The sequence below is a fragment of the Bradyrhizobium cajani genome (assembly GCF_009759665.1).
GTDB classification, from domain to species: Bacteria; Pseudomonadota; Alphaproteobacteria; order Rhizobiales; family Xanthobacteraceae; genus Bradyrhizobium; species Bradyrhizobium cajani.
This window is the reverse complement of the sequence record NZ_WQNE01000005.1, coordinates 26,008-48,049: the sequence shown is the minus strand read 5'-3', so window position 1 is coordinate 48,049 and position 22,042 is coordinate 26,008. Positions and strand designations below refer to the sequence as shown.

General features: G+C 64.0%; 6 protein-coding genes. 3 read left to right on the top strand and 3 right to left on the bottom strand.

Features of this window, described 5'->3' with window-relative positions; genetic code table 11:
• Position 1 precedes the first annotated feature (1 nt).
• The 3 genes from GPL20_RS08520 to GPL20_RS08510 all read right to left on the bottom strand — a co-directional run bounded on the left by GPL20_RS08520 (position 2) and on the right by GPL20_RS08510 (position 16,279).
• Positions 2 to 13,471: a filamentous hemagglutinin family protein gene (locus GPL20_RS08520; protein WP_157329168.1), complete on the bottom strand. Its 13,470-nt coding sequence runs from the start codon at positions 13,469 to 13,471 to the stop codon at positions 2 to 4.
• A gap of 260 nt (positions 13,472 to 13,731) precedes the next feature.
• On the bottom strand, positions 13,732 to 14,550 hold the full coding sequence (locus tag GPL20_RS08515) for a hypothetical protein (RefSeq protein ID WP_157329167.1): 819 nt from the start codon (positions 14,548 to 14,550) through the stop codon (positions 13,732 to 13,734).
• Positions 14,551 to 14,770: 220 nt separating this feature from the next.
• A complete protein-coding gene (locus tag GPL20_RS08510; RefSeq protein ID WP_157329166.1) occupies positions 14,771 to 16,279 on the bottom strand; it encodes a substrate-binding domain-containing protein in 1,509 nt (502 codons plus the stop codon).
• A 601-nt stretch (positions 16,280 to 16,880) separates the two neighbouring features.
• Here GPL20_RS08510 and GPL20_RS08505 point away from each other — a divergent pair.
• The 3 genes from GPL20_RS08505 (at position 16,881) to GPL20_RS08495 (ending at position 22,027) form a co-directional block, all read left to right on the top strand.
• The gene (locus GPL20_RS08505) at positions 16,881 to 17,810 is read left to right on the top strand and encodes a peptidylprolyl isomerase (RefSeq protein ID WP_157329165.1); all 930 of its coding nucleotides are present in this window, start codon (positions 16,881 to 16,883) and stop codon (positions 17,808 to 17,810) included.
• 114 nt (positions 17,811 to 17,924) lie between these two features.
• The gene (locus GPL20_RS08500) at positions 17,925 to 20,120 is read left to right on the top strand and encodes a glycosyl hydrolase family 28-related protein (RefSeq protein ID WP_157329164.1); all 2,196 of its coding nucleotides are present in this window, start codon (positions 17,925 to 17,927) and stop codon (positions 20,118 to 20,120) included.
• 137 nt (positions 20,121 to 20,257) lie between these two features.
• A complete protein-coding gene (locus GPL20_RS08495; protein WP_157329163.1) occupies positions 20,258 to 22,027 on the top strand; it encodes a carbamoyltransferase family protein in 1,770 nt (589 codons plus the stop codon).
• The last annotated feature ends 15 nt before the right edge of the window (positions 22,028 to 22,042 follow it).

The following is a 22,042-nucleotide window of genomic DNA, read 5'->3' as shown; positions in this document are numbered from 1 at the left end:
GTCACTGCTTGCCGTCGCCCGTCGTGTCGGACTCCTTGCTGCCGCCTGCCTCGCCATTCTGGCCGTCGCCGCCGCCGTAGCCGATCACCTCGACGATGAAGATCGAGGCCGGCTTGCTGGCGCCGGACGCGGTCGGTGTTTCCGCCGTCTTGGCTGCAGCGCCCGCGGTGTTCGAACCCGCGGTCAGCGCGCCGACATTGGGAACGGAAACGGTGGGAACGCCGGTCGTGCTGCCTTGAACCGATGAGTTGCCGTAATTGGCGACGACGGGCGCGACAAAGACCGCGTTGCCCGAGGACTGCACGCCTGCCGTGCCGAAGTCGATCTTCCCGCGCGGAGCAAGAAGATAGAGGTTGGACGCCCTTGCCGCGCGCGAAGCCTTGAGCGTGCCGATGCCCGCGCCGGTCACGAAGCCGCCGAGATCGACCGACTGGTAATCGTCCTGGTCGTACAGCACCTGGAGCGCCGGCGCCGACAGCGTCGTCTTGGAACCGCGGCCGGCGTCGAGATCGCCGTTCGAGCTCCACATCAGCACGTCACCGCCCTGGGTCGTCAGCACGCGGCTCGAATTCACCAGCACGTTCTGGTCGGTGAAACTATTGATCGCGCCTCCGCCGAGCGTGAGGATGCCGATATCGCGCAGCTTCAGGGCCGCGTTGGGTTCGGCTGCGAGCGAGCCGACGATGAGGCTGCCGCCCGGGCCGAAGATCGAGATATCGCCGCCGAGCTTGGTCTGAACCGTTGCGTGCAACAGGTTCATGTCGCCGGTCTTGACGAGCTGGCTGGCGCCGTTGCCGCCGGCACCGATCGTGTTGGCCGTGTAGCCCAGGCTCGCCGGGAACATCGTTTCGATCATGCGATAGCCGCGCTGCGTGTCCGAGGACGTGCCGGTCGCCTGGATGACGCCGACCGCCTTGAGCTCGGCGAAGAAGAGCTGGTCGAGGCGCACCGACATGATCGGCTGGGGCGACGTCGCCACATCAAAGAAACCAGCCTGAACCTGCGGGGACAGTGTGGTCCTGTAGAACGACCAGACGGCGTCCAGTCCGGTGTTTGCGAGAACACCGATGAAGCTGTCGAGCTTCTGCCGGTCAATTACGCTGGTGCTGCCATCTTTCCAGAGGTCCTGGAAGTGGAGCTGATCAAGCGCTGCCTTGCCCGTGGGGGTGGCCAGGAATCCCGTCAACGATTTCCGAGCGTCCGGCGTCCCCAGGAACGACGCGACCGCATCCTGCTTGAGATAGTTCGGCAGGTTCGCGTAGATGATGTCGCGCAAAGCGTTCGTCGAACTCTCGGCCTTGCCGCTCATCACGTAAGCGTCGGTCACGGACGCGTAGTCGATACCGAACTTTGTCCCGAACATCGTGATGATATCGGCGCCCTGCTTGGTGCCCGCAGCCGCGACCAGCGCGGCGTTACGCCGCGGATTGTTGGCCGGACCGAGCAGCGCCTGGTTGTAGATGCCGACCGAGCCGGCCGTCGTTGCCGTTTCGCTCGAAGTGTAGAGGTTTCCAACCGGTGTCTCGCTGGAATTGCCGACCGACACGATACCTTCCTGAACGGGGGCTTCGCTTGCGTTATTGTGCGCAGCCGGAAGGAATGGACCGATGTCGCCGCCGGCCTGCACTACGAGGAAGCCCGGTCCTGCCACCTGAATTCCGCCGCCATTGTTGTAGCCGGTATAGGTGATGTTGCGGCCAGCCACGATCGAACTTACGTCGGCGGTGTGAATGTTCTGTACGATGATGTTGAGATCGACGATGTCGCGACCGGCATAGATGCTGGCCGGACGGTTGATTTCGACGCGCTGGTAGAGCCGTTCGGGGCGGGAGGAGTTTCTCGCGCCATAGGTCCCCGTTGCCTTGATGTCGCCAGTCACGGCGTAGATCCGAGCGGTCGTATCGAGCCCGTCCGCATCATCGCGCTCATGTGCGAGGATGGCGCGGCTGGAGGACGCACCGTTGCCGCTGTTGGGGCGATACGGATCGAAGGCAGCATCGATCAAGGAAGGCCCGGCCGAAATAATCGGACGGGCGATCTTTTGCGGCGTCGTGGTATCCGCCGGATAGCCAAAAGTGAGATCGATGCTGCCTTGCGCCAGCAGATTGAAGGTGCCGTGCTCGGACGGGCTGAGCACAATCCCCGGCACCAGGACTCCGGCGCTGGCAACCTTCAAGAGGTCACTGATGCCGGTCGTTGTCAAATTGCCCTGAAGGGCGACGGCCTCGAAGCTCGCGGGATACGTTCCTGCCGCCCCGCGGCCATAGCTGCTGTTGCTGTTCGTCGAGATCGTGGGGGGCGCAATGGTGATGGTCAGGTCACCTGACCGAGCTACCAGGCGTACCTTGCTGTCCGGACCGTAAGTATCCATGTAGAGCGGATTGGCCGGATCTGTCGCTATCTCGAGTGGATTCGACCTGCTCGGCTGCTGTGCATGCAGCGCAGCCGGGTTGACGACTCCGGCCATCGTGATCGAGCCATTCGCCGTCATCGTGATCTGTCCGGTATCGACGGCAAGCAGGGGAACGTCCGGTAGTTGGAGCGCGCTGCTCGAATCCTTGTAGACGTACCCGTTCTGGCCGATGTCGCCGCCGGCGACAATGCTGGCGTGGCCGGATCCCTCATAGAACGAGCCGCCCTTGATGTCGCCACCGGCGCGCACGACCATGTTGCCGCTACCGTAAACATGCGTGACCGGCGTGCTGTTTGCCGACAGGCCGCCGGTGACGCGCCCGGTCGTCGGAGCCGACACCGACACGCCGAGCATATTGCGACCGGCAAGAACGCTCACATTGCCGCCCGCGCTGAGGAAGCCCTGCTGGAAGCTTCCATACTGGATCCACCACGCGGATTGCGAGGCGATCTGCGTCGAGGGCGCGAAGACACCGGCACCGAATGCCGAGATGTTCGCATTCGGCGTCACACCGGAATTGGACAACAGCCAAGGCTGATAGTACTGGGGCACTCTCTTGGAAATGTTGTCCTTTTCGATCACCTTGGTGTTGCCGATGATATCGCGTTGCGCATCGATGACGACGTCGCCGCCCTTTTCGGGGAAAGCCGCCGCGGTCGGCGGCCCGTAATAGAGCTCGGACGCGGCGGTGGCAGCCGCAGTGCCGTACGTCATGACACGCGGCTCGAAGAAGCCGTTTGGATCGTTGACGGCGAGGTTCGAGCCGTACGGATTGGCGTTAGTTTCCGTGTTGACGCCAGCCGCATAGATCACGCCGGGCGCGGCGGTGTCCTTCATGAACACGTCCCGAGCGGCAGAGACCGTGATGTTACCGGTGCCGGTCCGGATCATGGTCGGAATATTGACCCCCGAAACAGTAGCACCTCCCACCAGCGTCTGGTCGTAGCTTCCGTGCTTGTCGACGATCACGTCGCCCTTGCCGTTCGCGAGCGGAACTCTGGCGGTCGGGTTGGCGCTCGAGACGTCGGCGCCGGCGGTCAGAATGTAGGACCAGGACGACGGCGCTGTCACCGCCTTGATATTCGCCTGAGTGCAATCGATCGTGCAGACAAGCAGCGTGTGCGGGAACAGGTCGGCGCTCGCGAGGTCCTTCGAACTCGGGCTGACGCCATTACCGACGTCTCCCGCCTTGTAAGGCGCGATCAGAAGCGTGTTGCTGGCGTAGTCGTTCAGATAGATCTGATCGAAATCGATCGAGCGGAGATTCCCGGTCAGCGCGAAATAGCTGGCGACCTTGCTCGCGTAGGTCGGGTCGAGATAATCCGCGAACTGGAAGAAGCCGTCGGAAATCGAGGCGTTGACGTTGATGTTTCCGGCAGCGCGCAGCGTAAGCACGCCAGCGTCGAGCCCACCCCAGGGCGTTGCGAGACGGTAGGCGAAATTCACGTAGCTCGATCCATAGTCGAAATAGCTCACGCCGTCGCTGGTCTTCGCAAGGTTGCCGGCCGCGCCGGCCGCCAAGTTCCAGTTACTGCTGACGGTGATGTCGCCCTTGGAATTGACCAGATCGACGCCCGGCTGGACGTGGACGACATCCGCGCCAAGGCTGGCGACCAGCGGAGAGAGACGCGAGAACAGATTGGTGAAGCCGTAGCGCTGGCCATTGTAGGCCCAGTTACCCTTGGTGATCTGCGAGATCGTATCGCCGAAGAAAGCGTGCCCCGTCCCGGCGCCGCCCGTGAAGGACGCGACGCCCGGCTTGCCCTGCTGTGTTGGGTCGAAGGCAAACACGCCGCTCGAAGTCAGCGGAATATAGTCTTTCGTGTCTGGCACGAACTGCAGGCTCGTGCTGCCATTGACAGTGACCTGCTTAGTCGTGCCCGAAAGGTTCGACACTTGTGTAAACCACACTGTGGCGATGCCAAGGGGAATAGACGTAAGGGAAGAGCCATCAAAACCAGTGGCGCCCGGTGTGAGCGACACCTGCACGTCGTTGATCCTGAGCTTCGATTGTAAGCCAAACTGGAACTTGGGAGTAACATCTCTTACGTCACCGACTTGTATGGTCGCGACGGGCGTCGTGTAGCCGCTACCTGCTTTGTCGATCTTAATGGTCGCCGTCCCATCGGCAGCCACTTCCGCGTGTCCTTGAGCAGCCTCACCTCCACCACCGGGCGGCGGGAAAACGACGGGAACGGTCATATTCGCGTATTGGGGGAACGTCTGACTCGGCGTGAACGAGTCCACGCCCATGATGGCGGTGACCGTCGCAACAGTGGCACCTGCACTGTTTTTGATGGAGACAGGCCCTCTTGGAACAGTAGAGGCAGTGAGCCCCGTCCCGTTATCCACCCGCAGAAACTTCCATCCCGTCACGTTGGTCCACGTTCCCTCCGTCGCAGGGATGAGATTCCCGTTCGTATCCACACCCTTGTACCAGCCGGCGGTATCGATCGTTCCAAACCAGCCGAGGCTTGACCCGTCGATACCATGGCTGCCGGCAGCAGTGTCGAACGCAATGAAACCGTTCACGGCGACCGAGCGCGCACCGACAATGCTAACTTTGGAGCGATCGTTGATGTTGTTGGTCGCATCGATCACGGGAAGTGCGTCAAAGGTCTTGTCGCCATCGGCGTAGAAGCTCGTGCCGTGCGTGCCTGATGGATTGGCGACGTTGCTGATCGCGGCTATCTTGACGTCGTTGTTGCCGTCCAGCGGCGCGCGGAACGTCACGGTGCCGCCGCTCAGGCCGCCCCTGGTGCCGCCGGAGACGTTGATCTGCGTGCCCTGTTGCAGCCAGATCTTCGACTTGGCGTCCCAGCCGATTCCGATGGTGACATCGCCGCCGCGCTCGTCGGCGTGCGTGGTCGATGCGTCGATCACGCCGCTGCTGGCCAGGAACACCGAATTGGCGCCGTAGAGTCCGACCTTTCCGCCTGCCTGGCCGCTGCCATCGATGGTCTTGCCACCATAGCCGGTGGCGTCGATGCGGCCGCGAATCTTGATCTGGCCGAACTGCTTGCTCGCATCGCCGCTGTCCCAGGCCGTGTCATCGGCGGTCAGCGTGATGGCGTTGGCCTTGAGCGTGTGGCCTGCGAGAAGCTCGAGATTGCCGGTGCGGGTGTGGATGTCGACTGCGCCGGTGAGGCCGCCGGCAAGCAGGGTATCCGACAGCGCGGTCAGATCGGCGGCGTCCTTGGTGTCGAGCTTGAACCGGCCGCCGAGGCCCGCTCCGCCATGACCGCGCAGGATGCCGGCGACCGTGGCGCCGCCGCGAACTGCGTTCACGTCGATTTCGCCGCCGTAACCCAGCCCGCCCGCGGGCTGCGCCACGTCGATGACGCTGCTGGCGTCGATCTTGACCTGGCCAGCGCCCGGAACCACCGGCAGGAACGAGGTGCCGATATCGGCATTGAGCACGACCTTGCCGCCTGGCGCGTACGTGTCGACGTCGACCAGCGTCTTCTTGTAGCCCGCGGCCGAAAGATAGGCGCCGGCCTTGAGCTCGAGATTGCCCGCAATGGCGTTCAGCGTGATGGTGCCGCCCTGGGCCTGGATCGTGCTCGCAACCGTGATGTTCGACGCGGTGATCTGGAGGCTGCCGCCGACCTCGGAGCTGTCGGCGGGCCGCTCGGCAACGCCGGTGCGCGGCACGATGTCTTCAATTGTGACGTTGCCGGCATAGCCGGTGATGGCGAAGCTCTGCGATTTGGTCGCGGTCGCGCCCGCAACCAGCATGCTCGGCGTGGTGACGGTGAGATCGACCTTGTCGGTGTTGCTGACGCCGAGCGTCAACATGCCCGGCCCCTTGACGAGCACGCGATCGCTGGCGGTGAGGCCGACACTGGAGTAGCCGGCAATGGTCATGTAGGTCGCCGGCGCGCTGCCGTTCACGACGCCGCTGCCGAGATCGATTTCCCGGGCGGCAAATTGCAGGCTGTTGCCGTTCGCGGCCATGCCGCCGCTGAAGGCCGGGCCGGCCGTATTCGTCAGCGTGATGGTGTCGCTCGCGCTGATCCTGGCGTCACGCGCCAGGCCGCCGTCGAGGCCGAGCGCGATGCCGTTGGCATCGAGCGTGAGGCTCCGCGCACCAGAGTTGAAATCGCCGTAGACCGTGATCGGGCCCGACAGCGCACGCAAGGCCAGCGTCTGCACATGGGCAAACTGGGCGCTGTTCGAGGGCAGGACCAGGCTCTTGCCGGCAACTGCGTTGGCGGAGCCGATGCCGATGCTCGGCGCAACCAGATTGACCAGATTGGCGTGGAGGTTCGTCGTGTTGACCGCGATCGCATTGTTGGACGCGGTGCCTTGCAGCGTCAGAGTGCCTGTCGATATCCTGGTGCCATCGGCGATGACGACCTTGCCGCTGTCGGCGGTATTGCCGCCCGGCAGCGTCAGGCTTCCGCTGACCTGACCTGTCGGCAGCCCGGGAATATTCGTGACGTCACTGGCCGTGACTTCTTTGAAGCTGATCGTAAGGTCCGGCACCGAAACGCCGGTCTTGCTCGGCCCCGTCAGTCGCAAGGTCGGATCATTGCTGGCCGCGAACAACGCGCCACGGCCCGGCTGTTGCGGGCCGCCATTGGCGTAGTAAGAGAGAATCTGCTGGGTAGCCTTGTTGAAGGCCGGAAGCTTGGTCAGGTCGGCGCCCACGATCTGCGATCCCGAGAGCGTGCCGCCCAAAGCCGCGGCGATGCTCTCGGCGGTGACGGGCGCCTGCCCGTCCGACACGACGACGTAGTGACGCCCGAGCCCGGCATGAACCGTGCCCTTGGTTTCGATGACGCTGCCGGACTTGACGGTGATGGTGCCGGTGCCGTCGACGGGGACATAGACGGGAACGTCGAGCAGGACGGAGGTCGATCCGATCGTCACCAACTGCTTGACTTCCTGCCACTGGCCGGTCTGCTGGGCCACCATCAGGATTTCCGGCGCGCTCAACGTCTCGCCGCGCGTATCGACGACGACATTGCTCGCCGTCGGCGTGATCAGCGTGCCCGTCGCGATGTCGCTGCGGCTGCCGCCGATCAGAACGCTCTCGAAGCCGTTGATCTGGCTGACGTCGACGCCGACATAGCCGGCCGGAACGTCGTTGTTGACGTATCCGGCGTGCCCGATCACCGCGAGCTTGGGCGCGCTGATGTCGAGCTCGCTGCCTCGCCCGATGTTGCCGCTGCCATCCCGGCCCGGCAGCGTCAGCGCGACGCCATGCATCGCGATCGACTGGAGCGCGGAAATCGACAGCCGGCCGGCGTCCATCGGCAGCCGCGGCGCGGTAATGTTCTGCTTCGCCGCGAGCTGGGCGTAATAGGAGTTGGCCCCGGTGAAACTGTACTCGCTGTATTGCTGCCAGACCGGGCTGGTCTGCACCGCGAACACGGTCTGACCCGACGACTGCTTTCCGGGCACCGTCGACTGCGTGTAATTGCCGGTCACCAGCACAGTGCCGTCAGGCAGCTTGGTCCCGGTAGGAAGATTCTTGCCGGTGTTGTCCTTGGCATAGACTGTGACGCGCATCGCGCCGGGCAGCGTCGCGTAGTGCGCGGGATAGAGCGTATAGGTTCCAGCCGGAATGCCGCTGCCACCATCGAGCGTGATCTGCTGTCCCGGGAGAGGAACGCTGTCGCCCGCTGTGATGGTGGCGCCATTATCGGTGCTGCGCGCGGTGGCAAGATGGATGTCATAGGCCGCGATCGGATCGTTCACGGTCGGCACCAGCGCGTAAACGTTCTGACCCGCCAACACATCGCGCGAGCCGCCCTTGCCCTGGATCCATTCCATGGCCTGGAGATCGCCGCCGCCGCGCAGGTCGATCGTGGAGCCGTCCGAGCGCGTCACGGTCGATCCGGACAGGATCAGGCCTTTCGACGGCGGCGCCGACAGCGGGTTCTGATTCGCGTTGTAGTACCAGTTGGTGCCGTCGGAGGTGGCGCCATAGGGAACGGTGGTGTCGGCCAGCGACACCGAGGTGAGGCTCCCCGGCGCCAGCACCACCGACTGGGTGATGATCTTGGAGACCGCACTGTCAGTGCTGCCGAGCGCGATGGTGCCGAGCGGCGCGAACAGATTGCCCGCCTGCTCGATGGTCCCGGCGTGCACGACAACGCCGCCGCCAGCCGACAGCGGAATCGTCGTCTTGCTGCCCGCGGGCGACGTGAACTTGACGTTGCCGGGCTTGACATCGCCGGACGCGTCGGTCGTGCCAGCCTCGATCGTGAAGGTCACGGCGGTCACCGGATAGATGCGCTGGGCGGAGAACAAGAGATCGCCCGCCGTAAACAGATGACCGGTGAAGCTCGACTGCTCTGCGGTCGGCACCTGATCTTTGGAAGGATCTTTCTTGAGACCGTTCGCCACCTTGAGTGTACCGAGACGAATGTCGCCGCTTGCGATCAGGTTGACCTGGCTGAAGCCCGAAAAATCGAGCCCCTTGGGAGCATCGGTGGGCTTGGGATTCACAACCGGCAAGCCCTGAAGATCGATGGTCTGTGCATTGACAGTCAGTGTGCTGATACCGGCGGCCGGCGTGTTGCCGCTGCCGGCTAGCAAAACATAGGGCGCCGAGATGCGTGCATCGACCGAGCCGGACGTCGGCGCTTGGATGACGCTCGCTGCGATCTCCAGTCGGTTCGTCACCCTCCAGTTCAGCGGACCCGAAATCGAGAGCGGCGCTAAGGAGGGAGCTAGCTCGCCATAAATGGTGCCGGGCAAATCCGAGAAGATACGCGCCGCGCCACCCTGCGCGGCTGCGGCATAAAGGTAAACGCTATCAAATGGCGCGAGCTGATCGGCAGAGACGACCAACGCTCCCAGCGTTGCCCCCGAGCGGAAAGCAGCCAGCGTCGCGACAACGTCCGACTTGTCCTGCCGGAGCAGCATCCCACCGCCGCCGAGCAGGACCGTGCCGCCGTTGGCACGCGAGTCCGAATTCACGCTGCCGTCCGCGGTAACATACCGGCCACCCGCCGCGGCAAAGTTGCCGCCCCATGCAAAGCCGTTGACGTCAGCGCTCACTGTGCCGGCGTCGCTCCACGACCACTGGGACGATATGGAGGCGCGCGCATTGGCAATCTGGATGTTGCCGGCTGCACCAGATACGTCGACTAGCGCGCCAGTATCGGCGACGAGATAACCCGAGGGCGCGGAGTAAGCGTAATAATTCTGGCCCGAGACAGAATTGAGCTGACCGGCCTCTACCGCAAACGTGCCACCGGCGATGTAGGTGCCGCTGGTCGCAGGACCGTTCACCGTCCCGAACAGCGAGTTGGCGACAAACGTTCCCGACAGATCGACCTTCGCATCGGACGAAAGATGCGTCGCTGCCGAATTGATGAAGACGGAGCCGCCATGGTTGATGATCGTGCCGCGAAGTTCGACCGACTTCGCCGGAACAGTCCAGGTCGGATCAGTTGGCTTGATTCCTACCCGCGTATCATTGACTGCGGCCATGGTAATGCTCGCCTTGGGATCGGTGACGATCTTCGAACCCGTGTCGAGCAGGATGGTGTCAGCCTTCAGCGTGAGATCAACGGCCTTGCGCTGATTGTCCGGAAGCAGGACCAACTCGGCCGCGGCCTGCTGACCGAGCTTGGTGCCGGTCGGTATTCCCGTATAATCGACAAGGCTAGCGAAGTTGTGTTGCTGGAGGCTCAGATTGGTTCCGGCCGAGACGATGATGCTGGCGCCCGCCCCCGACCACTGGTCCCTCACCGATTCAATCGTATAGGAGCCGAATCCACCACTTGTCAGCAGCGAAGTGGGCAGTGTGGTCGCGATCCCGCCGATACGGATCGACGACTGCTCGCCCGGCTGTAGCGTGCCACCGATCCGGATCGTGTCCGCTGCGGCAATCCTCAAGCTTCCGTTGTTCTCGAAGCCGTAGCCGCGAAGGGTTCCGTCGAGTTCAATAAACGCTTGCCTCGCGACATTCGCAGTTGGGGGATGGGGACCAGGATCAACGGTATACGGTTTGCCGTTGTAGATGCCGAGCGAGATGCTTCCTGCTCGCCCCTTCATCACCCCGGTCGCAACGGTCTGCGCCTTGCCGGACGCGGTAATATATCCGCCGCTTGACACATCGAGCAGACTACCCTGCCCGAGCAATATGCTTCCCGTCGTATCGATTACGCCGCCAGTTACGTCAAGGCTGTCCTTTGTCGTCGTGATCGCTATCGAACCGCCGTTGGTGAAGGCTGGACCGATTGCGTCGACACCGGCTACTCGCCCAATGTCGTTGACAAAGCGACCGCTGACGTCGATCGTGCCTCCAACGAATACATTCGCGGCAATCGTATTGCCCGACGCGTCCTTCGGCGCCTTGAACAGAGACGTGGTAAAATCTTCACTGACTGAAACTCGGTCGGTAACGAGATTGACGCTGCCTCCTGCCGCCGACACCGTCCCGGCAATGTCGATCGCGCCACCCGCAGTGATGGAAAGGCTGCCGCCGGCGGCGAGATTAAGCGTGCTGCCACTCGACAGCACGAAATCATTCGTCGTCACCGACAGTGAGCTCAGGCCGTAGCGCGACAGGATCTCGTCCGACAGATGCGTCGTATAGGCGCTTTGCGTCGTGTAATTGGCCGATGCCGACGCGCCGATCTGGACGCTCGATGGGGTCGTCAGCGCGAGCGAGCCCTGCAACGGCAATTGCCCGTCACTGATCTGCCGCTCGCCCGCCGTCGAGCCGAAATACATCGTGCCGAGCAATGAGGGATTGACGGTGACGACGCTGATGCTGCCGGCGTCATGGCCCTCGGTGTAGCCTGCCGAATAGACTTGGCTCGGCGTCGACCAGTATTCGGTGACGCCCCAGCGCGCATGCTTGACGATGAACTGGCCGGCGATCCCGACATAGGTCATGTTCGGGTCGGCCTTGGCGATGTTGTAGATGCGACCGTCGCTGCCGATCAGGCGCGTGGTGTTGACCATGCCGGGCAGGAACTTGACGCTGCCGCCAGCGACGTTCATCACCGAGCCCGCGGTCTGGACGCTGGCGGCGCCATTATTGGTGCCCAGATCGGTGTTGAGGCTGATGCTGCCGCCGACCGTCATCAACTGGTAGATGCTGCGCGGCACCTTGGCGACATAGCCGCTGGCGTCCGCGATCGGCGTTCCCACCCATTTGGTGCCGTCGCTGTAGGTGCCGGAGTTGCGGATGTCGATCCACAGCGTCTGCCCGTACACCACGCCCGTACCGTCGGCGCCCACGGTGGCATAAGGCGGCCGCTGCAGCGGCATGTCGGCGAATTCCGCGAGCAGCTTGACCCCGATGACGTTGTAGCTCGCCGGCAGCTCGACGTTTCGCAGACCCGCGACGTCGATCGTCGCGCCCGGCGCGAGCAGGACGGACTGAGGGTCATTCGAGTTGGGATTGACGCCGTTCTGATTGCCTCCGCCTGAAGAGGTGGTGCCCTGGTTGAACAGATTCGGTATCAGTTTGCTGTCCGAGCCACCAGTTGAGCCCAGCCGAAACATCTTCGCTCCGAGCGCCACTTGCGCTGACGGGGCGGAGATGAGGCCGTTCGGTCCGACCGTGACGTTAGTCTGGGCCGTCGCCTCGATATAGGCCGGCGTGAAGCTCTGCGTACTCGGCAGTCCCGCCGCACCGTCGTCGACCGGCAGGCTGGAGATCACGCCATTCATCTTGACGCTGGTGGCCGCACGCAACAGCACGAAGCTGTTGCGGTCGATGCTGGTATCGACGGAGATCACGCCCTGGAGGAGCTTGCCGGCGCTGTCGGTCAAAGTGTGACCGCTCGCATCCGTGGGATTGTTAATCGAGACGGTGTCGCCGTTCATCACGACGATGCCGCGCGACGACTCGATGAGGCCGTCGTGGGTAACCGCGCCGGTTCCTGCCAGATAAGTACTGGTTTTCGGATAGCCGAAGGGCGCTTGCGGGTCGTCCGGGTTGTACGACGCGGCAAACTGCGACAGCCTGAACTCGGTGCCGCGAAACTTAATCGTTCCCTTGTCGTCCTTGCCCAGGACGCTGTTCGGAAGTGCCGAATATCCGTTCGGCACGACATCGATGGTGCGCGCCGCGACCATCGCCACCTCGCCGCCGTCCACCTTGATCGAGCCGGAATTGTAAACGTTGGCGCCGAACAGGAAGACCGAACCGGGCGAGCCAAGCGACACCTGGTCGGACAGGATATTGCCCGTGATCGACGCGCCGCGCTCGACCTTGATGTCGCCGGCGATCAGATTGGTCGCAGCGCCGCCGACTGGATCGTAGATCGAGAAGGAGTTGAGATTGGCAATGCCCTGGTCGCGGAAGAACGCGTCGCGCTCGCTCAAGGAGGCGCCGAGCTTGCCGACATCGAGGCTGGATGCGATCAGGGTGTGGACGTTCACCTGCGAGCCGGCGCCGAACACGATGCCGTTCCGGTTGATGAGGTAGACGCCGCCCATCGCGTTGATCTGGCCGAGGATGCGGCTCGGCGCGGCGCCCGAATCCATCACCCGGTTGAGCGCGATCCAGTCCGACGCCGACTGCTTGAAATTGACGGTGGTGTTTGCGCCGACGTTGAACGTATCCCAGTAGAGGATGCTCTTCTGCTGGGTCTGCTGGATGTCGACCGAGACCTTCGAGCCGTTCGCGCTCGTCGTCTGCACCGGCGCGTTGGCGCCGGTCCACTTTGACGCATCGGCCTTGATGCCCGCCATCGGATCGCTGTTGTTGCCACCCAACGGCATCAGGCCGCCCGTCGTCAGCCCGTTCGGGACGGGCGAGCCCGCGGCCCGCGCGGCCGCCGCCGCGTCCGACTGGAGCTTGCGCGCAGCAGCGAGCGCCGCAGCCGCCCGCGCGAGCGAAGCTTCGGCCTGCCCGGCCGCGCCGGCGGCCTGCTGCGCGGCCTGGATCGCCGCCTGCTGTGCCGCCGCCGTCGGCGCCACCGCATTGGCGCCGGGGGTGAGGCTGCGTGCATGGCCGAAGCCGCTTGCCAGCGACAACGCCACCAGGCTGACGCCACAGAGCAGCGATCGCTCGAAGGCGCGCCGCATCCCCAGGGATTTCACACCTTCGGGGTTCACAACGATGTCGGGATGGGGCACGCCGCGGCACTTTCCAATTGCAATTTCCAATCGGGCACGCCTGCCGTGCAGACACGCCCGCGCGGCGCATTTACTTATCGTTTACTAACATTGATATGTCAGATTTGTAGCATTGCCCGCATTTGACGCAGTTCCACGATGATATGAACAATATCGTGAATCCGCGGCCGAACTGCGCATTCCGGGCGAAGCTGCCGCCCGGGCGCGCAATGTTAGTTGTTGTTATGAAAGCGATATCCCGGCGGGATGACTGCGCTGGACTAGCGCTGGCCCTGCGTCGCCAGCGGGTTCGCAAGTCCCGGCGGCAGCTTGAGGTTGGCCGGGATCGCGCGGCCGATGGGCAGGTTCATGTTGGCGCCGGGATGAACATGCGCACCGCCGTTCGCCGCGCTCGCGCTCGGCGGCGGCGCAGCCGGCATCGCGACCGGGGGGACGGGAAGCGGCGGCGGCCCGGCGAGCATCTGCCCGCCCGGCGCCCCGCTCCCCTTCGTGTCGGGCGAGGGAATATCCAGCACGGCGCGGTCGAGACCCTTGGCCAGTTCCACCTGCCGCCGTTCCACGGCCCGGAGCGTCCAGCCATTGTGATTGTCGCCGGCCTTGAGCCGGACCACCGACTTGCTGGCCGAATCCATGAACAGGCCGATCTTTTCGCTGCCGATGATGGTGCCGAGCAGCGAGAGCTGCGGCTTCTCCGGCTCGGGCGGTTTTGGCGGCGGACCGGCCTGCACCGGCGCGGGCATCGCGACCGGCACCGGCGCCGGCGGACGCCGCGTCGGCGCGAACAGTGGCCGTTCGCGGCTGTTCGTCAGTCGGCTCAGCGGGATCGCCCACAGCGGATTGTCGCTCAGCGCGCGTTGTGGCAGCGGAGGAGACGGCATCTTTTCGACAGCGGCCGGCGCGGACGCAGCCGGAACCGGCGCAGGCGCGAGGACCGGAGCGGGATTGGCCGGCTTCGTTGCGAACAGATCGTCGCGCGGCTCAGTGGATACCGAATCCATCGAACCCGGCGCGCTGACGCCAAGCACCGGTCCCGTCGCAACGGCGCCAGCGAGCAAAAGTGCGAGAAGGCGCATCGACATGGCACGGGCCGTCCTTGGTCGTCCCCGAGCGATAGCGGGGCACCTTATCAATGATGTGACAGTTGCAAATTGGGCGCTGCCGCGCCGTCTCGATCGCGACTGGATTTGCATTCGCCCTGCCCTCGCCACGGGCAAAGCCAAGCCTTGAAAAAAAAGCACCCGGCGTGAGCCGGGTGCAAAGTCTTGTCGATCGTCGATCGAGCCGAGGCCCGAGCGGTGATCAGTAAGCGCCGACCTTGCCGGAGCAGCCGCTGCCCTGCGGACCGTTGGCCGCGTCGTTGAGCAGCGCGTAGATCTCGTTCTGCCACACGGCCGGGATCTGGGCGAAGCCGTTCTCGGTGAAGATGCCGGTCGAACCCGTGCCGTACACGAAGTCGAGCCAGGTCTTGAACCAGAGGTAGGAGTTGTTGCCGTTGCTGTGGGTCTGGTAGCACTGGTACATTTCGATCCAGGAGAAGCCGGCGATCGGATACGCACCGGCAACCACCGGGTTCGGCGCAACGCCCTGCAGGCTCCACGTCAGCGGATTGGCGCGGGTCGCGGCGTCGAACTGCGGAATGGCGGTGGCCATCGCCTTCTGGGCGCCAGCAACGGTCGGCGGCTGGAACTTGCCGGTCGCGCCGGTGATGTCCCACTGCGACTGGATGTTGGCGGTCTTCAGGCCACCAGCGCGGACGGGGAGCCAGAAGTCGGTGGACGCGTAGCCGATCGCACCGTTCGTCGAGGTGACGAGCGAGACGAGCGCGCCGCTGCCCGAAGCATTGGCGAAGGTGCCGCCGCCCGGATTGGGGTTCGCCGCGCCGCACTGGTTGGTGGCGAACTGATCCGGCCAGTTGACCTGGTTCGCACCGCGCGGAACGAGCGGGGTGGTGCAGGCCTGGGCGCGATCGGTCCAGGGGAACGCGTAGGAAACGACGGTCGAGTCGGTCTCGTTGTTCGGGCCGAACTCGTAGCGGCACTGCTCGACCAGGGCATTGGTGAACAGGAAGGTGGTGCCGCTGCCGTCGGTGCGGTGCACGAAGGTGATGTTGCCGGTGCCGAGCGCGCCGCCGTTGAGCGCGGTCAGGATCGGGTTGTTCCACTTCGTGATGTGACCCGAAGCGATACCGCAGAGCGCGTTGCGCGACAGGTTGAGGCCGGAGCTGCCGCCGGTCGGGGTCGCCGGCAGGATGTTCAGGTTGGCGCCGGCGCCATCCTTGCCGTTGAAGCCGAGGCCGACCGCGCCGATCACAGCCGGGAGCTGGATCAGGTTGCCGAACTTCGACTGCGGGCTGGTGGTGCCGCCGGTGGTCCAGGCGGTCATGTCGGCGGCGTTGACGACGTCGTCGCTGCCGATGAACTGCACGCCGTCATAGTCGGTCGTGGCGAACACGTTGATGTTGGCGCTGGTGTAGGGAGGAGCGGAGCTCGAGGGCGTGCCGATCTGGGTCTTGTCGTTGGTGCGCAGCACCAGCTTGCCATTGCCCGATCCCGTGGGAGCGTAGAGGATCATGCCGCCGAAGCCGCTGGTGTTGAAGCCCGTGCAGTTCGCGGCCTTGGCGAGCGGGCCCGGCTTGCCGGAGCTGCCCTGAGCCTGATCGTACATGCAGTCCATCAGCTGACGATAGACGATCTGCGGGAACGTCGCGCCGGCACCGAACGCATACGACTGCGCCTGCGCGGATTCGGAAGCGACGCCCATCGCGGCGAACGCAACCGATCCCATGAGTAGAGCCTTCACGTTTCTCATAGTCTCACTCTCCCTGTTTGGATCACCCTGGACTGCCACGATCAGCAGCCGGGTCCCGGAGCGCTGCGGACGCTATCGGCGATATGTGAGAATTTCATTGTTGTTTTGTGAATTATGTTATCGGCATCTCATTACAACGTTAGAGCGAACAAGCGCGATGCGACGAACGATCGGAAATCCCGCGAGAAAATGCTGGATTCGTGACCGCGCAAAAATGTTATTCACAGACATCTGCGTCAGGTGATTGCGTTCGCGACAACCGACGATCGACGTTGCGCATGCATGCATTGCCTCGAAGCAGCGAGCCGCGCACCTGGGCTTCACCGCGAACCTTGTGCGACTTAATCCGTCGCGCGGCGAAACAACGCATTTCGCACCACTGATTCGCTCAAGTGACTTGAATCGTTCGTGCTCGATGCATTCGTCGACGGGTCTTCACAGACCTGTCTTGCCGGCATCACATCACCGTCAATGTCGCGTCGCTAAAAAGCGCCCCTCAAGCCGGCCGCGTTGCGCCCGGCACTCGAATGTTATCATAACATTCGAGTGCTGATGAGCATGACGCGGATCTAGAACCTGTCCGTCGAAGAGGATATTCGCCATGAACGTCTTGCCTGTTTTTCGCACGCATCGTCCGGTCACAAGAGCACGCGCCGGCGCGGCGACCGTCTGGCTGGCGTTCATGCTCGGCGCCGGAGCGCCGGCTCTCGCTCAATCCGCGCCGACGGACGCTGTCGTCGCCGTCGTCAACGGCAACAAGATCCTCGAAAGCGACCTGCAAGTTGCCGACGAGGTCATCGGCCGGAACCTGCTGGTGCGCGAGCCGGTCGAACGGCGCGAGACTTTGCTGAAGCTGGTGATCGACGGCATGCTGCTGTCGCAGGTGGCGAAAGACCGTCACATCGCGGACGAGGCCGATCTCCAGCGCCGCGCGACATTCGCGCGCAACCAGGGACTCAGCAATCATCTCCTCACCGTCATCGGCGAGCGGGCCGTCACGGAAGACGCGATGCGCAAGGCCTATGAAGAGGTCGTGGTGAAAGGGGTTGCGACCGAACCCGAACTGCATCTGCGCCATCTCGTCTTCATGATCGCGCCTCCCGGCGACGAGGCCGCCGTCAAGGCGGCCGAGCAAAAGGCCAGGGCCGCGATGGAGCGGATCAACAAGGGCGAGGACTTTACGGTCGTCGTCGGCGAAATGTCCGAGGATCCCGTCACCAAGGCCAGAGGCGGCGACTATGACTGGCGCGCGCGCGGCGAAATGGGCAAGGAATATGCGGATGTCGCGTTCAAACTGACGAAGGGCGAAGTCTCGGCGCCGTTCAAGACCGCGGTCGGCTGGCACATCCTCAAGCTCGACGACACGCGCACGCGCAAGCCCGCGGACTACGACAAGATCCGCGACCGGCTCGCCGCACTCGTCGCGAGCGCCGCACAAATGGAGCTGGTCGACAAGGTGCGCGCCGAGGCCAAGATCGAGCGCCCGGATCAGGCGAACGCGGCTGAGAAGGGAACCGCCAGCATCAAGTGACGTCCTTCCCTTCCGGTCTGCCGCGTGCAGCGCGCGACAACGTTCCGGAATAGCGTCATCGACGCCCGGGCCGGCGTGCGCCCGCGGACCAAACGACAGCGATGGATATTCGATATGATGCGTGCTCGTGCAGCCATTGTCGCCGTGCTCCAATGCTTCTGGATCGCGGCGGCAAATGCGCAGCCCGCGATGTTCTGGTTCAACGATCCCGTCGGCCCCGACGAGACGGTGCTCGTCACCGGGGCCGATCTCGACCAGATCACGTCCGCGACGGTCACAAGGATCGCCGACGGACCGGCGCGCGAGGCCGGACAGCAGATATCCGTTCCGATCCTCCAGGCCAACCCGCTCTCCCTCAAATTCGTGATTCCGGAGAGCTTCAGGCCCGGCATCTACCATTTCACGCTGTCGCATGCGCAAGGCGCACTCAGCGGCCGGGTCAACCTGCCGACGATCTACTGGAGGCAGGGAAATCTCGGCGACGCGGCCTCTCCCGGAGGCTGGCTTCAGGTGTTCGGCCGCAACATCGTTCGTGAAGCAAGCCGCGCGCAGCTGCTGCTGATCGCCGAGACCGACAATGCACAGAGCAAGGCAGTCCTGACCAGAGGCGATCTATGGCGGGGGATTTTTCGTGTCCCGGAGCAGATCTCGCCCGGCCGTTACAGGTTGCGCCTGTCCAATGGCGACGGCGGCGATCACGAATGGGTCGATGCGGGCAGCATCAGCGTGCGCGCGCCGCCGCCGGCGTCTTCGCAATCCTTCGACGTCCGCGCCTATGGCGCGAACGGCGACGGAAAATTCGACTCCACCCGGGCCGTCAGGGCCGCGATCGACGCGGCGAAGGATGGCGGCGGCGGCATCGTCTACTTCCCCCGGGGCCGCTATCTGATCTCGGACACGATCACCCTTCCGAGCGGCGTCAGCCTCCAGGGTGAACGCATCGACCTCGTCAATCTGGTCTGGCCGGAACTGGAGAACCTGCCCGTCGCGCTGATCCAGGGGACGTCACGATTCTCGATCGAGGATCTGACCATCTACGCATCGAACCATCCGCATGTCATATCGGGCGGCTTCCAATTCGGCGACAGCCAGGCACCCGGTGCGGGCGACATTGCCATCAGGCATGTCCGCATCCGTGCCTCCGCCTTTCGCGGGCTGATCGAGCCGGACGCCGCCCTCCGGCGCATGAACGGCTTCCGCCGGGCCTATACCGCCGCCGCCCCCGACAGCATCCGATTGAGCGGAGACCGTATCGAAGTGACCGACTGCGACGTCGTCGGATCCGGACATTCGCTGCGCCTGTTCAAGGCGACCAACGCGCTCGTCTCCGGCAACACGCTCAACAACGGCCGCTATGGCGCCTATTCCCTGGTCGGGTCGCGCCAGATCATCTTCGAGAACAACACCGTGACGGCAGCCGATCTCCAGGCCTCGGGCGGCGGCATCACGACGTTGTCGAAATCCGTCAGCGCGTCCGAGAACATCTTCATCGGCGGCAACACGTTCAAGGCGATCTACGGGCTGGACCGCGAAGCGATGACGACGGACGGACCGGGCGGCTATTATTTCGGCCACGCCGAGACCACCGCCCCGGACCGCCTGTCGCTGCGCGATGCTCCCAATCCGTATCCGTCGAGCCTCGACTGGACCGGTGCGGCCGTCATGGTGGTGAACGGCCGCGGCGCGGGGCAATACGCGAGGCTCAAAGCGCTCGAGAACAAGCCGCCCAGTCTGACGATCACGCTCGACCGGCCGCTCGCAGTGACATTGGACCGGACCTCGGAGATCACGGTCACCCAGGCGCAACAGAACTATCTCGTCATCGACAATTTCTTCGAGGACACGGGCGTGGCCGCGCAGGCCTATGGAACGGCGCTGGACCACGTCATTGCGGCCAACCGGTCCAACAGGACCAGCGGCTTCGCCGCATTCGGCCTGTCCTATGAACAATTCCAGCCGGTGTGGCGGACGCAGTTTCTCGACAACCATATCCTCGAGGGAAACGTCTATCGCGCCGGCCCCGAACGAACCGTCTTCTCCAATGAAGCTTCGATCCTCGTGCGGGGAAACCAGACCGCGACGGGTGCCGGCCGCCCCCCGATGGTCCAGGCCGTGATCATCAGGGGCAATCGCCTTGATCAGGACGCCCACATCGAGATCAAGGGCTTTGCTGCCGCCTCGCCGGGCGTGCGTGACGTCGTGGTCGAGGAGAATGCAACGGGGGCCTCTCGCGAGGGGTTGACGATCGATCGCGGGGTTGCGTGGTGGCTCGCCCGGAAGAACGTCGAGGAGCGGCGCATCCAGAAATAGCGCGATCGCCCTCGCCCCAGGCGGCCGCGGGCCAGTCACCGAAATGATAAGTTACGTTGTTAGTTACGTTTCCGCTCCGATATCCGTTTCACATAGCCAACCTCCGATACTGCATCACAACCCGAAAGACTGCTCGTATGACCGCAATTCTCGGCCTCAACCTCAACCATCCTGATGCCTCCGCGGCGCTTATCCTCGATGGCAAGGTCGTCGCCGCGGCCGCAGAGGAGCGTTTCGGTCAGCGCATCAAGCACGATCCCTCGTTCCCGCAGCACGCGATCCAGGCCGTTCTCGCCATGGGCGGAATCTCGGCGAAGGAGCTCGACTTCATCGCGGTCGCGCGCGATCCGTCGCAAAATCGCGCGGCCCAGGTCTCCTATGTCCTGCGCAATCCCATCTCCGGTGGCATGGCGGCGATGGAGCATATCCGGCGCGCCAGGGTCGATCTCGGCATCAGCGACATGGTCGCCGACGCCTCCGGACAGGCACGGGAAACGGTCAAGGCCAAGATCGTCAACGTCGAACATCATCTGTCGCATATCGCGAGCTCGTACTACTGCTCGCCGTTCGAGACCCTGACGGCGGGCTTCTCCTATGACGGCAGCGGCGACTTCACCAGCATGATGGCGGCGCGCTGCGAAGGCACGAGCATCGAGGTCGTCGACCGCGTCCACCTGCCGAGCAGCCTTGGCTTCTTCTACACGGCATGCTGCCAGTTCATCGGCTTCGATGGTTTTGGCGAGGAATACAAGGTCATGGGCCTCGCGCCCTACGGCACCGACGCCTATCTCGGCGAGATGCGCGACCTCGTCCAGACCAGACCCGACGGATGGTTCAAGCTCGCCGACGGCTATTTCGGCATGCATCGCGGCGGCGAAGGCGGAAAGGTCGACGAGAACCACCGCATCGACATGCTGCGCCTGTTCACCGACAAATGGACCGACAAGTTCGGCGCGCCGCGCCAGCGCGGCGAAGAGATGACGCAGCGGGAGAAGGACATCGCACGTTCCTGCCAGATCCGCTTCGAGGAGGTCTCGCTGCATTGCTTCAGGCGGCTGCATGAGCTGGTGCCGACCAATCAGGTCGCCTATGCCGGCGGCTGCGCGCTCAACGGCGTCATGAATGCGCGCCTGCTGCGCGAAACGCCGTTCCAGCAGACCTACATGCAGCCGGCCTCGTCGGATGACGGCCTGTGCGTCGGTGCGGGTCTGTGGGCCTGGCACAACGTCGCAGGCGGGCGCGAACGTTTCCACATGACGCACGCCTATTGGGGCCCCTCTCATTCGGATGAGGCCATGCGGCGCGCCGCGGAAGCGGCGCAATGCCCGATGCGGGAGCTGCCGGACGGCGGTGTTCCCAAGGCTGTCGCCGCCCTCCTCCATGCCGGCCTGGTGGTCGGATGGTATCAAGGACGCTCCGAATGGGGCCCGCGCGCGCTCGGCAATCGCTCCATCCTTGCCGATCCCACGCGGCCCGACATGAAGGATGTGATCAACGCCAAGATCAAGCGGCGCGAGAGCTTCCGTCCGTTTGCCCCCAGCGTTCTCCAGCCGGCCGTATCGACCTATTTCGAGCAGGACGTGTTCAGTCCCTTCATGATGCACGTCGTCAAGCTCCGTCCCGAGTGGCGCGAGAAGCTTCCCGCCATCACCCACGTCGACGGCACCGGCCGCCTGCAAAGCATCGCGCGCGATACCAACCCGCTCTACTACGAGCTGATCGAGAGCTTTGGCCGGCTGTCCGGTATTCCGATCGTTCTGAACACCAGCTTCAACGAGAACGAGCCGATCGTCGACACGCCGGAGCAGGCGATGAGCTGCTTCCTGCGCACTGGCCTCGACGCCATCTGCCTTGGACGCTACCTCGTGGTGAAGGGCGAACATGCGGGGCTGTTGCCGGATGCATGATCCGGCCTTGCATGC

Coding starts and splice junctions, on each gene's coding strand:
- GPL20_RS08515 (WP_157329167.1), bottom strand. CDS start 14,550: ATGTCGATGCGCCTTCTCGCACTTTTGCTCGCTGGCGCCGTTGCGACG.
- GPL20_RS08510 (WP_157329166.1), bottom strand. CDS start 16,279: ATGAGAAACGTGAAGGCTCTACTCATGGGATCGGTTGCGTTCGCCGCG.
- GPL20_RS08505 (WP_157329165.1), top strand. CDS start 16,881: ATGAACGTCTTGCCTGTTTTTCGCACGCATCGTCCGGTCACAAGAGCA.
- GPL20_RS08500 (WP_157329164.1), top strand. CDS start 17,925: ATGATGCGTGCTCGTGCAGCCATTGTCGCCGTGCTCCAATGCTTCTGG.
- GPL20_RS08495 (WP_157329163.1), top strand. CDS start 20,258: ATGACCGCAATTCTCGGCCTCAACCTCAACCATCCTGATGCCTCCGCG.